General features: G+C 70.3%; 12 protein-coding genes. 1 reads left to right on the top strand and 11 read right to left on the bottom strand.

The annotated features are described in order from the left end of the window. Positions 1-46: 46 nt before the first annotated feature. Positions 47-2,572, bottom strand: coding sequence for an ATP-dependent Clp protease ATP-binding subunit (locus G6045_RS34480; protein WP_165336140.1), 2,526 nt, complete (start codon positions 2,570-2,572; stop codon positions 47-49). A 442-nt stretch (positions 2,573-3,014) separates the two neighbouring features. On the opposite strand from G6045_RS34480, the gene G6045_RS34470 reads away from it, so the two are divergent. Further along, a complete protein-coding gene (locus G6045_RS34470; RefSeq protein ID WP_165336139.1) occupies positions 3,015-3,587 on the top strand; it encodes an SCO3374 family protein in 573 nt (190 codons plus the stop codon). Here the strand turns inward: G6045_RS34470 and G6045_RS34465 are convergent. The 10 genes from G6045_RS34465 to G6045_RS34420 all read right to left on the bottom strand — a co-directional run bounded on the left by G6045_RS34465 (position 3,566) and on the right by G6045_RS34420 (position 11,578). Then, on the bottom strand, positions 3,566-3,901 hold the full coding sequence (locus G6045_RS34465; protein WP_165336138.1) for a histone-like nucleoid-structuring protein Lsr2: 336 nt from the start codon (positions 3,899-3,901) through the stop codon (positions 3,566-3,568). The genes G6045_RS34470 and G6045_RS34465 overlap by 22 nt on opposite strands. Before the next feature lie 198 nt (positions 3,902-4,099). Beyond that, positions 4,100-4,639, bottom strand: coding sequence for an amino-acid N-acetyltransferase (locus tag G6045_RS34460; protein WP_165336137.1), 540 nt, complete (start codon positions 4,637-4,639; stop codon positions 4,100-4,102). Positions 4,640-4,648: 9 nt separating this feature from the next. Further along, positions 4,649-5,047: a BlaI/MecI/CopY family transcriptional regulator gene (locus G6045_RS34455; RefSeq protein ID WP_328708004.1), complete on the bottom strand. Its 399-nt coding sequence runs from the start codon at positions 5,045-5,047 to the stop codon at positions 4,649-4,651. 119 nt (positions 5,048-5,166) lie between these two features. Next, positions 5,167-5,358: a hypothetical protein gene (locus tag G6045_RS34450; protein WP_165336136.1), complete on the bottom strand. Its 192-nt coding sequence runs from the start codon at positions 5,356-5,358 to the stop codon at positions 5,167-5,169. Between the two features lie 52 nt (positions 5,359-5,410). Beyond that, positions 5,411-5,977 carry a hypothetical protein gene (locus G6045_RS34445; protein ID WP_206344568.1) on the bottom strand — a complete coding sequence of 189 codons (567 nt, stop codon included), beginning with the start codon at positions 5,975-5,977 and terminating at the stop codon, positions 5,411-5,413. A 143-nt stretch (positions 5,978-6,120) separates the two neighbouring features. Next, the gene (locus G6045_RS34440; protein WP_165336134.1) at positions 6,121-6,918 is read right to left on the bottom strand and encodes a type III pantothenate kinase; all 798 of its coding nucleotides are present in this window, start codon (positions 6,916-6,918) and stop codon (positions 6,121-6,123) included. Next, positions 6,918-7,904, bottom strand: a complete 987-nt coding sequence (gene nadC, locus G6045_RS34435) for a carboxylating nicotinate-nucleotide diphosphorylase (protein ID WP_165336133.1) — start codon at positions 7,902-7,904, stop codon at positions 6,918-6,920. The genes G6045_RS34440 and nadC overlap by 1 nt, the downstream gene beginning before the upstream one ends. Beyond that, on the bottom strand, positions 7,901-9,625 hold the full coding sequence (locus tag G6045_RS34430) for an L-aspartate oxidase (RefSeq protein ID WP_165336132.1): 1,725 nt from the start codon (positions 9,623-9,625) through the stop codon (positions 7,901-7,903). Before G6045_RS34430 ends, nadC begins: the two co-directional genes overlap by 4 nt. Beyond that, on the bottom strand, positions 9,622-10,611 hold the full coding sequence (panC, locus tag G6045_RS34425) for a pantoate--beta-alanine ligase (protein WP_165336131.1): 990 nt from the start codon (positions 10,609-10,611) through the stop codon (positions 9,622-9,624). The genes G6045_RS34430 and panC overlap by 4 nt, the downstream gene beginning before the upstream one ends. Positions 10,612-10,642: 31 nt before the next feature. Beyond that, positions 10,643-11,578, bottom strand: a complete 936-nt coding sequence (locus G6045_RS34420) for a Rossmann-like and DUF2520 domain-containing protein (RefSeq protein ID WP_328708003.1) — start codon at positions 11,576-11,578, stop codon at positions 10,643-10,645. Positions 11,579-11,820 lie beyond the last annotated feature (242 nt).

The raw sequence follows: 11,820 nt of genomic DNA, 5'->3' as shown, positions 1-11,820 counted from the left end.
GAACCGAAGTTCCGGGGGCCGCCCCTCGTACACGCACTCAGGCCGCTTACGCGTCCTTCGTCAGGTTCGGACCCGACCCACCCGCAGCCGACTCGATCGGCGGGACGTCCGGCAGAGCCGACTTCTCCTCGCCACGGAAGGTGAACGTCGCGGCGTCACCCTCGCCCTCGGTGTCCACGACCACGATGTGACCGGGGCGCAGCTCGCCGAAGAGGATCTTCTCCGACAGGCTGTCCTCGACCTCGCGCTGGATCGTGCGACGCAGCGGACGCGCTCCCAGAACCGGGTCGTAACCCTTCTTGGAGAGCAGCTCCTTGGCGGACTGGGAGAGCTCGATGCCCATGTCCCGGTCCTTCAGGCGCTCGTCCACCTTGTCGATCATCAGGTCGACGATCTTGAGGATGTCGGCCTGCGTGAGCTGCGGGAAGACGACGACGTCGTCGACACGGTTGAGGAACTCGGGCCGGAAGTGCTGCTTGAGCTCGTCCGAGACCTTGTTCTTCATGCGCTCGTAGTTCGTCTTCGTGTCGCCCTGCGCCGCGAAGCCAAGGTTGAAGCCCTTGGAGATGTCACGGGTTCCAAGGTTGGTCGTCATGATGATGACCGTGTTCTTGAAGTCCACGACGCGGCCCTGGGAGTCGGTCAGACGACCGTCCTCCAGGATCTGCAGAAGCGAGTTGAAGATGTCCGGGTGGGCCTTCTCGACCTCGTCGAAGAGCACGACGGAGAACGGCTTGCGGCGGACCTTCTCGGTCAGCTGGCCGCCCTCTTCGTATCCGACATAGCCGGGAGGCGAACCGAAGAGCCGCGAGACGGTGTGCTTCTCGCTGAACTCCGACATGTCGAGGGAGATCATCGCGTCCTCGTCGCCGAAGAGGAACTCGGCGAGAGCCTTCGAGAGCTCCGTCTTACCGACACCGGACGGGCCCGCGAAGATGAACGAGCCACCAGGGCGCTTCGGGTCCTTGAGGCCCGCACGCGTACGCCGGATCGCCTTGGAGAGCGCCTTGACGGCATCGGTCTGGCCGATGACGCGCTTGTGCAGCTCGTCCTCCATGCGCAGCAGACGCGAGGACTCCTCCTCGGTCAGCTTGAAGACCGGGATGCCGGTGGCGGTCGCGAGGACCTCGGCGATCAGCTCGCCGTCGACCTCGGCGACGACGTCCATGTCGCCGGCCTTCCACTCCTTCTCGCGCTTGGCCTTCGCGGCGAGCAGCTGCTTCTCCTTGTCACGGAGAGACGCTGCCTTCTCGAAGTCCTGGGAGTCGATGGCCGACTCCTTGTCGCGGCGCACGCCCGCGATCTTCTCGTCGAACTCGCGGAGGTCCGGCGGCGCGGTCATCCGGCGGATACGCATCCGGGAGCCGGCCTCGTCGATCAGGTCGATCGCCTTGTCCGGCAGGAAGCGGTCCGAGATGTACCGGTCGGCCAGGGTCGCGGCCTGCACGAGCGCCTCGTCCGTGATGGACACACGGTGGTGGGCCTCGTACCGGTCGCGCAGACCCTTGAGGATCTCGATCGTGTGCGGCAGCGACGGCTCCGCGACCTGGATCGGCTGGAAGCGGCGCTCGAGGGCCGCGTCCTTCTCCAGGTACTTGCGGTACTCGTCGAGCGTCGTGGCACCGATCGTCTGGAGCTCACCACGGGCCAGCATCGGCTTGAGGATGCTGGCGGCGTCGATCGCGCCCTCGGCGGCACCCGCACCCACGAGGGTGTGGAGCTCGTCGATGAACAGGATGATGTCGCCGCGGGTGCGGATCTCCTTGAGGACCTTCTTCAGGCGCTCCTCGAAGTCACCGCGGTAGCGGGAACCGGCGACGAGCGCACCGAGGTCGAGGGTGTAGAGGTGCTTGTCCTTGAGGGTCTCGGGCACCTCGCCCTTGACGATGGCCTGGGCGAGGCCCTCGACGACGGCGGTCTTGCCGACGCCGGGCTCACCGATCAGGACCGGGTTGTTCTTGGTACGGCGCGACAGGACCTGCATGACGCGCTCGATCTCCTTCTCGCGCCCGATGACCGGGTCGAGCTTGGATTCGCGCGCGGCCTGCGTGAGGTTGCGGCCGAACTGGTCCAGGACGAGGGACGTCGAGGGCGTGCCCTCGGCGGGGCCGCCGGCGGTGGCGGTCTCCTTGCCCTGGTAACCGGAGAGCAGCTGGATGACCTGCTGCCGCACCCGGTTGAGGTCTGCACCCAGCTTGACCAGGACCTGGGCGGCGACGCCCTCGCCCTCACGGATCAGGCCGAGCAGGATGTGCTCCGTGCCGATGTAGTTGTGGCCCAGCTGAAGGGCCTCGCGGAGCGAGAGCTCCAGGACCTTCTTGGCACGGGGGGTGAAGGGGATGTGCCCGGACGGGGCCTGCTGCCCCTGCCCGATGATCTCCTCCACCTGCTGGCGGACCGCCTCGAGCGAAATCCCGAGGCTCTCCAGGGCCTTAGCGGCGACACCCTCACCCTCGTGGATCAGGCCCAGGAGGATGTGCTCGGTGCCGATGTAGTTGTGGTTGAGCATCCGGGCTTCTTCCTGAGCCAGGACGACAACCCGCCGCGCGCGGTCGGTGAACCTCTCGAACATCGTTAATCGCTCCTCAGAGCGGTCAGGCAGTTAGGGGTCGGTCCCCTCCCTGTCCTTCCGCAGCTTAGTCCCGCAAGCGGGGACCGCTCATTCCAACTGCCGACACCCGGCCCAGAACCTCGGGGGCTTTTCTGCCCCGAGAGCCGACAACTGCTCCAACCCGATGGTGCGAGACGATGTTCCCGCAGGCCAGGCAGTTACCCCTTTCACCGGTACGCCGATGGCGAACGGGATACGGACCTGCGGTGCGTGTCGCCCCTCCTCACTAGGAATGTCTTACCCGCAGGCACTGACACTCCATGCGGCGCACCCCGGTTCCCTCCGCTACGGGCGAACACCCTTGCGCCCCCGCAGGGGCCTTGACGACCCCGCCGAGGGAACCTTCCGTACACGACTTTGAACGCTGCGTAACCCCGGATGGTTCCCGGGAGTTGCTCCTGGCATGGTCCCCACCGTCACCTCCCCGCGGGTTCCGCTCCCCCGCCGCCCTCTCATGGGCAGCCGCATTCAGCGGTGGTACGAGGAGGAGCTGGGCTGGGCCGTCGAGCCCGGGGCGCAGGTGCGGCTGCGCACGGGGCTGCGGTTCGACGTACTGGAGCTGCCGGCCGAGGCAGGCCACGCGGTGTGCGGGCGACTGGGAGCGCGGGGCACAGGTCCGGTGGCACTGCAGGGGGACACCCTGCGGTTCCTGGTCGCCGCGGGCAGCGCGGAGGAGCTGCCCGGACTGCTCGACTGGCTCGAGTGGGGAGCACTCGCCCGCGATCTGCGGGCCGTGGGCGCGGGCGGAGCGATCGACGCACCGCTGCCGCCCGGACTTCCGGGCCCGCGGGGAGCCGCCGTATGGCTGCGGCCCCCCGAGCCGGGATGCGAGGTGGAGCCGACACTGCCGGCCCTCACCACCCTCGGGGGCAGCGCGGACGCGGGCCCCGATCTCGTACGTCTCGTGGACGCGGCGGCGACTCAGTGCCACCGGGCCCGGCTGCTGAGTGCGACTCAGCCGTTGGCCTTCTGGTAGGCCTCGCGGATCTCCTGGGGAACGCGGCCGCGCGGCTTGACGTCGTGCCCGTTCTCCTTCGCCCACGCGCGGATCGCGGCGGTGTCCTCGCCGCCGCCCGTCGCGGTGCGCGCCTTGCCGCGCGCACCCGAGGCCCGGCCACCGGTGCGACGGCCGCCCTGCACGAACGGTGCGAGGGCGTCGCGGAGCTTGTCCGCGTTGGCGGTGGTGAGGTCGATCTCGTACGTCTTGCCGTCCAGCGCGAACGTCACGGTCTCGTCGGCCTCGCCGCCGTCGAGGTCGTCGACAAGAAGGACCTGAACCTTCTGTGCCACCGGATTTCCTTTCATCGATAACTGCATTTGGAGTACGCCGGAAAGCAAACCGCTTTTGCCGGGAAAACACAAACCCCCGGGAGAACGCGAGGGCTCAAGAGCCCTAGAAACATGCGCGTTTCGGACATAGCAACCGCTTCAAGTGCGGCCGTGGGAACACTGCTCAGTTACCACGCCCGAAAAACCTCGGGCCGTTGATCACAGGTGCAGAAGCATCCGGCTGTTGCCCAAGGTGTTCGGTTTCACTCGTTCGAGACCGAGGAACTCCGCGACGCCTTCGTCCGCGGACTGGAGCAGCTCGCTGTACACATCACCGTCGACCGGAGTCTCGCCGATCTCCACGAAACCGTGGTTCGCGAAGAAGTCGACTTCGAAGGTGAGACAGAAAACCCGGCGCACTCCGAGCCAGCGCGCGGTCTGCAGCAACTTCGCGAGGAGTTGATGCCCTACTCCCGCGCCCTTGACCTCACCGTTCACGGCGAGGGTGCGGACTTCCGCGAGGTCTTCCCACATCACATGCAGGGCGCCGCAGCCGACGACCTTCGCGTTGTCATCACGTTCTGCCACCCAGAACTCCTGGATGTCCTCATAAAGCGTCACCGTCGCTTTGTCGAGGAGGATGCCGCGGCGTACGTAGGAGTCGAGGAGCTCACGCACTGCGGGGACATCGGCGGTACGGGCACGGCGGATCGTGACGGCTTTCGCCGGCTCCTGCCGTTCGGGAAGTGCAGCGGACATGTCCGGACGCTATCGCCCTTGACCGCCTTCATCGGACGGGGGGTTGTCCGGTCCCGCCACCATGCGCACCGCATCGCTGAGCGCCTCGCGCTGCTCCGGCGACATCATGCCGAAGAAGGCGACGAGTGCGGCCGCGGGGTTGTCGCTTCGGGACCAGGCTTCGTTCATCAGAGCCGCCGCGTAGGCGGCCCGTGTGGAGACCGCCTCATATCGATAGGCGCGGCCTTCCGCTTCTCTGCGGACCCAGCCCTTCTGATGGAGATTGTCCAAAACGGTCATCACGGTTGTGTACGCGATGGACCGTTCCTGCTGAAGATCTTCCAGAACCTCTCGAACGGTCACCGGGCGGTTCCACTTCCACACCCGCGTCATCACCGCGTCTTCGAGTTCTCCCAGGGGGCGAGGCACATCAGCACAATAGTGGGAGATAACCGTTATGGCCTGCCCATCGGGCACAAAAAGGGCGTACGGCTCGACAAGTATTTCCGAGCCGTACGCGAAGCCGTACGCGAAAGGGGTGCGGCGGGTCAGGCCTTCGGGGCCCCGGGCACGGGCGAAGCCGTCTGGCGGGCGGCCTCGGCGCGGGCGAGGGCCGCGTCCACGGCGGCGTCCTCCTTGGCCTTCTTGTCGCCGCCCTGGGTCTTCACGATCGTCCTGATGACAGCACCGAAGAAGACGGCCATCACTACGGGGGGCAGGAGCGCGGAGACGTAGTCCATGCCCCCCAGCGTAGCCAGGGTGATGAGGAGTGGCGGCCGGGGGCCCGGTTTGTCAGCCCGCCGCGCGCTTCTGCGGTGAGGGATCGGGTGCCGGACGGCGCTTGGGCGGGAACACCTCGGCCGGGGTGGGCACCGGGCGCGGGGGCGCGGGGCGCTCCGGCTGCGGACGGTTCGGCCGGCTCGCGGGCTCGTCGGCCGCGCGCCCGCCGGGCAGCGCGAGCAGATGGGTGCGGGAGACCGGGACCGTACGGCCGGAGAGCTTGGCGCGTACGGAGGCCTCCGCGAGCGTGCGGCAGCGATCAAGCAGCGCGGCCGCGGCCGGGTTGCCGCGCAGGGCGCGCAGCGCGGCGAGGTCGTCGGGGACGGGGCGGTAGCCGGCGGCCAGCGCGTCCGCGAGGAGTTCGAGGTAGCCGGTGGTGGAGCCGGGGAGCGCCTGGCGGTACCGGCCCAGATCGGCAAGGAGGAAGGCGCGCAGCCGCTCCGACTCGCGTACCGCTTCGTCGAGGCTCTCCGCGAGACGCAGGCAGTCCTGCGCCTCGGAGGTGCCGGCGTGGTCTGTCTTCAGGGCGATGGCGAGGGCGCCTCGGAGCACACGCAGCTCGTCTGCGCTGAACGCCATGCCGCCGCGGGATCCGTATGGCGTGGGCATGGGCCGACGATACGCACTAATCCGACAAAAAAGGTTTATGGGTTCTTTGGTGGGCGCGTTGCTGTTCCGTGCGCGCCCACCGGTGTCGTCGGGCGCGTGAGCCCCCGGCGCCGTCAGCTGCGCGACACGTTCCGCTCGTAGACGAGGCGCAGGCCGATCAGGGTGAGCCAGGGCTCGTGCTCGTCGATCACCGCGGAGTCGGCGAGCACCAGCGGGGCGAGGCCGCCGGTGGCGATGACCGTGACGTCGTCCGGGTCCTCGGAGAGTTCCTTGGCCATCCGGTGGACCAGGCCGTCGACCTGGCCCGCGAAGCCGTAGAGGATGCCGGACTGCATGGCCTCGACGGTGTTCTTGCCGATGACGTTGCGCGGGCGGTTGAGCTCGATCTTGCGGAGCTGGGCGGCCTTCACGCCGAGCGCCTCGACGGAGATCTCGATGCCGGGGGCGATGACGCCGCCGACGTACTCGCCGCGTGCGCTCACCGCGTCGAAGGTGGTGGCGGTGCCGAAGTCGACGACGATCGCCGGGCCGCCGTACAGCTCGTTGGCCGCGACCGCGTTGATGATGCGGTCGGCGCCGACCTCCTTCGGGTTGTCGAAGAGGATCGGGACGCCCGTCTTCACGCCCGGCTCGACCAGGACGGCCGGTACGTCGCCGTAGTGGCGGCGGGTGACCTCGCGCAGCTCGTGCAGGACGGACGGGACCGTGGAGCAGATCGCGATGCCGTCGATGCCGTCGCCGAGCTCCTCGCCGAGCAGCGGGTGCATGCCCATCAACCCGTTGAGGAGTACGGCGAGTTCGTCGGCGGTGCGGCGGGCGTCGGTGGAGATGCGCCAGTGCTCGACGATCTCCTCGCCGTCGAAGAGGCCGAGGACCGTGTGCGTATTGCCTACGTCGATGGTCAGCAGCATCAGAGAGTCGCCTCGTCTTCCGAGGCTTCGCGCAGGTCGAGGCCGATGTCGAGGATCGGCGAGGAGTGCGTGAGGCCGCCGACCGCGAGGTAGTCGACGCCGGTCTCCGCGTACGCGCGGGCCGTGGCGAGGGTGAGACGGCCGGAGGATTCGAGCAGCGCGCGGCCCTGGGTGAGGGCGACGGCCTCGGCGGTCTCGGAGGGCGTGAAGTTGTCCAGGAGGATCAAGTCGGCGCCGGCGTCGAGGACTTCGCGCAGCTGGTGCAGGGTGTCGACCTCGACCTCCACGGGCACGTCCGGGAACTGCGTCCGTACGGCCTTGAAGGCCTGCGCGACGCCGCCCGCCGCGACCACGTGGTTGTCCTTGACCAGGGCCGCGTCCGACAGGGACATGCGGTGGTTGACGCCGCCGCCGCAGCGGACCGCGTACTTCTCCAGGGCGCGCAGGCCCGGGGTGGTCTTGCGGGTGTCGCGGACCTTGGCCTTCGTACCCTCGAGGGCGTCCGCCCAGGCGCGGGTCGCGGTCGCGATGCCGGAGAGGCGGCACAGCAGGTTGAGCGCGCTGCGCTCGCCCGTGAGCAGGTCGCGGGTGCGGGTCGTGACGCTCAGGAGCTTCTGTCCCGCCTCGACGCGGGCGCCGTCCTCGACGTGCCGCTCGACCTCGAAGGCCTCCTCGCAGACGATCGACAGAACGGCCTCGGCGACGCGCAGACCCGCCACGACGCCGGCCTCGCGGGCGGTGAAGTCGGCGGTGGCGACGGCGTCCTCGGGGATCGTGGCGACGGACGTGACGTCCACGCCGCCGTCGAGGTCCTCGGAGAGCGCCATGTGCGCGATGTCTTCTACGAGGACGGGGTCGAGGCCCGCCTCGGCGAGCAGCTCGGCCAGCGCGGGGTCGAGGCCGCACTCCAGGGCCGTCTCGTCACCACAGGCGCAGCCGTCGCCGCAGCCTTCGTCCGACTGGGCAAGGGGAAGGTCGGTGCTCACTGCTGCTCCTGGGCTCGGGTCGGAGGGAAGTATGCGGTGTCGGTGGTGTGCACGGCGAGGGTGCGGTCCGGATTGAGGGTCACGACGATGTGCTTGCGCCACTGCTCGTCGTCGCGGTCGGCGTGGTCCTCGCGCCAGTGGCAGCCGCGGGTCTCCGCGCGCAGCCGGGCGGCGGTGACCAGGACCCGGGCGACGCACAGGAGGTTGGTGGACTCCCAGGTGTCGGTGCCGGGTTCGGCCGTCTTGCCGTGCTCGGCGAGCGCGCCGCGGGCCTCGGCGTGGATCGCCTCGATCCGGTCGGCGGCCTCGGCGAGCGACTCGGCGCTGCGCAGGACGCCCGCGCCCTCGGTCATGATCCGCTGGATCGCGAGCCGCGCCTCGGCCGGCAGCAGCGGGTACTGCGGGACTTCCGGGTGCGGTACGGGGACGGGGGCGCCGGCCGCGGGCAGTTCGGCCGTGATGTCGTCGGCGATGCGCTCGGCGTAGACCAGGCCCTCCAGAAGGGAGTTGGAGGCCAGGCGGTTGGCGCCGTGCACGCCGGTGCAGGCGACCTCGCCGCAGGCGTACAGGCCGGGGACCGTCGTACGGCCGCGGCTGTCGGTACGGACACCGCCCGAGGCGTAGTGCGCGGCGGGCGCGACCGGGATGGGCTCGGTGACCGGGTCGATGCCGTGGGCGCGGCAGGCGGCGAGGATGGTCGGGAAGCGGTGCTCCCACATCTCGGCGCCGAAGTGCCGTGCGTCCAGGTACATGTGCTCGGCGCCCTGCTCCTGCATCCGGCGCGTGATGCCCTTGGCGACGATGTCGCGCGGGGCGAGTTCGGCGAGCTCGTGCTGTCCGACCATGAAGCGGACCCCGTCGGCGTCGACGAGATGGGCGCCCTCTCCTCGTACGGCCTCGGAGACCAGGGGCTGCTGGCCCTCCGCGTCCGAGCCGAGGAAGAGGACGGTCGGGTGGAACTGCACGAACTCCACGTCGCTGATCTCCGCGCCCGCGCGCAGGGCGAGCGCGACACCGTCGCCGGTGGAGACCGAGGGGTTGGTGGTCGCGGAGAAGACCTGGCCCATGCCGCCGGTCGCGAGCACCACGGCCCGGGCGTGCACCGCGCCGACGCCGTCGTGCTGGCCCTCGCCCATGACGTGCAGCGAGACCCCGGCCGTACGGCCTTCGGCGTCGGTCAGGAGGTCGAGGACCAGGGCGTTCTCGATCGTACGGATGCCTGCTTCGTGTACCGCCTCGTTGAGCGCCCGGGAGATCTCGGCGCCGGTCGCGTCGCCTCCCGCATGGGCGATACGGCGGCGGTGGTGGCCGCCCTCGCGGGTGAGCTCGATCTCGCCGCTGGACGGGTCGGTGTCGAACTGGGCGCCGGAGCCGATCAACCTCCGTACCGCGTCCGGTCCTTCGGTGACCAGGATCCGGACCGCGTCCTCGTCGCACAGGCCCGCGCCCGCGACCAGGGTGTCGTCGAGGTGCTGCTCGGGGGTGTCGCCGTCGCCGAGCGCGGCGGCGACACCGCCCTGGGCCCAGCGTGTGGAGCCGTCGTCGAGGCGGGCCTTGGTGACGACGACCGTGCGCAGATCGGCGGCAGCGCAGCGCAGGGCGGCGGTCAGACCCGCGACGCCCGAGCCGACCACGACCACGTCGGCGTCGATGGACCAGCCGGGGGCGGGGGCGTGCAGGCGTATGCCCGTGCCCGTTTTCGAGGTGGTCCGGCTGCTCATACGGCGGCTCCGAAGGTGAGCGGAATGTTGTCGATCAGACGGGTCGTGCCGACTTTCGCGGCGACCGCGAGGATCGCCTCGCCGGTGAAACCGTCGGTGATCTCGGTGAAGTCGGACGGGTCGACCAGGGCCAAGTAGTCCAGGAGGAGCGGCGGTTGGGCCCTGGCCGCGTCGTCGAGCACACAGCGCGCGGCCGCGCGGACCGCGGCCGGGCCGCCGGTGTGGGCCTGCGCGACGGCGTGCGCGTCGGCGGCGGCGCGGGCCTCGCCCAGTGCGCCGAGCGCCTTGGCGCGGGCCTTCGAGGCGGGCGCCGCCTGGGCGCGGGCGTGCAGGGCGGCCTGTGCGGTGAGGCGGTCGCGGCCCGCGAAGAGCGCGGCGGACAGGGCGAGCGCGGTGCGGCGTTCGGCGTCGGAGAGATAGCGGTTACGGGAGGAGAGGGCGAGACCGTCCGCCTCTCGTACGGTGGGTACGCCGATGATCTCGACGGGGAAGTTCAGGTCCTTCACCATGCGCTTGATCAGGGCGAGTTGCTGGGCGTCCTTCTGGCCGTAGAGCGCGATGTCGGGCGCCGTGAGGTGGAGGAGCTTGGCGACGACGGTGAGCATGCCGTCGAAGTGACCGGGGCGGGTGGCGCCTTCGAGGCGCTCGCCCATGGGGCCGGCCGAGAGGCGGACCTGGGGCTCTCCGCCGGGGTAGACCTCGTCGGTGTACGGCGCGAACACCGCGTCCGCACCCGCCCGTTCGGCGATCACGAGGTCGGCGTCGAGGGTGCGCGGGTAGCGGTCGAGGTCCTCGCCGGCGCCGAACTGCAGCGGGTTGACGAAGACGGTGACCAGGACCTGGCCCTCGGGCCCGGCGAGTTCGCGGGCGCGGCGGATCAGGGAGGCGTGGCCCTCGTGCAGGGCGCCCATGGTCATGACGATGGCGCGCTGACCGTCGTACGTCAGCTTGCGCAGGTCTTCGGCGGTGCGCAGGAGGTCGGTCATCGCTGCCCCCCGCCGTCGCCGTTGAGGTCCGTCATCGCTCTCCCCCGTCGGCGCCGTTGGCGAGCACGCCGAGCAGATCCTCCGCCAGTTCCGGCTTGAGCAGGCCGTGCGCGAGTGCGCGGTCGGCGGTCGCGCGGGCCATCGCGAGATAGCCGGCGACGGTCTGCGGGGCGTGCTTGCGCAGCTCGGACACATGGGCAGCGACGGTGCCCGCGTCGCCGCGCGCCACCGGGCCCGTGAGGGCCGCGTCGCCGGAGCGCAGCGCATTGTCGAGCGCGGCGCCGAGCAGCGGGCCGAGCATCCGGTCCGGGGCCGTGACGCCGGCCTGGCGGAGCAGCTCCATGGACTCGGCGACCAGCGTGACCAGGTGGTTCGCGCCGAGGGCGAGGGCCGCGTGGTAGAGCGGGCGGGCCGCTTCCTCGATCCACTCGGGCTCGCCGCCCATCTCGATGACGAGCGCCTCGGCGGCCAGGCGCAGCTCCTCGGGCGCGGTGACGCCGAAGGAACAGCCGGCCAGGCGCTGGACGTCGATCGCGGTGCCGGTGAAGGTCATGGCGGGGTGCAGGGCGAGTGGCAGACCGCCGGCGCGCAGCGCGGGGTCGAGGACCTTTGATCCGTACCGCCCGGAGGTGTGCACGAGCAGCTGGCCCGGGCGGACCGCGCCGGTCTCCACCAGGCCCTCGATCAGGCTCGGCAGGGCGTCGTCCGGGACGGTGAGCAGCACGAGGTCGGCCCGCGCGAGGACTTCGGCGGGGGTGACGATCGGGACGTCGGGGAGCATCTCGCCCGCCCGCCGCACGGAGGCGTCGGAGACGCCGGAGACGGCGACGGGGCGGTGCCCGGCGAGCTGCAGGGACGCGGCGAGTGCGGGGCCCACACGGCCCGCGCCGACGACGCCCACGGTGAGGCGGGCGGGGCGCTCGCTCGGGTCCGGCAGTCCGGGCCCTGGGGGGTGGCTTGCGTTCACTAGACGACGGCCTTCCGTTCCAGTCCGCTCGGGGTACCGGACGTTTCCGTCCGGTCGGTGCCGGACGATTTCTCGTCATGTTAACGCAATGGGGTACGGCGGGCTCCGGCTGTCCACAGGCTCCCTGGGGTCGTCGAGAGTTATCCACAGGCTGTGCGTGGGCGGACGGGTGTGCGAGAAGATCTGTGGATGGATGAGATCGAGGCTGTGGATCAGGCGGGGCGGGGTGGGTCGGACCAGGT

This window comes from Streptomyces mesophilus (assembly GCF_011044995.1).
GTDB lineage: Bacteria > Actinomycetota > Actinomycetes > Streptomycetales > Streptomycetaceae > Streptomyces > Streptomyces mesophilus.
The sequence above is the reverse complement of the archived record's forward strand: the minus strand, read 5'-3'. Positions and strand labels throughout refer to the sequence as shown.

What these genes read in the sequence shown, in the direction of transcription:
- G6045_RS34470 (WP_165336139.1), top strand. Translation starts at nt 3,015, where the DNA reads ATGGTCCCCACCGTCACCTCCCCGCGGGTTCCGCTCCCCCGCCGCCCT.
- G6045_RS34460 (WP_165336137.1), bottom strand. Translation starts at nt 4,639, where the DNA reads ATGTCCGCTGCACTTCCCGAACGGCAGGAGCCGGCGAAAGCCGTCACG.
- G6045_RS34445 (WP_206344568.1), bottom strand. Translation starts at nt 5,977, where the DNA reads ATGGCGTTCAGCGCAGACGAGCTGCGTGTGCTCCGAGGCGCCCTCGCC.
- G6045_RS34440 (WP_165336134.1), bottom strand. Translation starts at nt 6,918, where the DNA reads ATGCTGCTGACCATCGACGTAGGCAATACGCACACGGTCCTCGGCCTC.
- G6045_RS34430 (WP_165336132.1), bottom strand. Translation starts at nt 9,625, where the DNA reads ATGAGCAGCCGGACCACCTCGAAAACGGGCACGGGCATACGCCTGCAC.
- panC (WP_165336131.1), bottom strand. Translation starts at nt 10,611, where the DNA reads ATGACCGACCTCCTGCGCACCGCCGAAGACCTGCGCAAGCTGACGTAC.
- G6045_RS34450 (WP_165336136.1), bottom strand. Translation starts at nt 5,358, where the DNA reads ATGGACTACGTCTCCGCGCTCCTGCCCCCCGTAGTGATGGCCGTCTTC.
- G6045_RS34480 (WP_165336140.1), bottom strand. Translation starts at nt 2,572, where the DNA reads ATGTTCGAGAGGTTCACCGACCGCGCGCGGCGGGTTGTCGTCCTGGCT.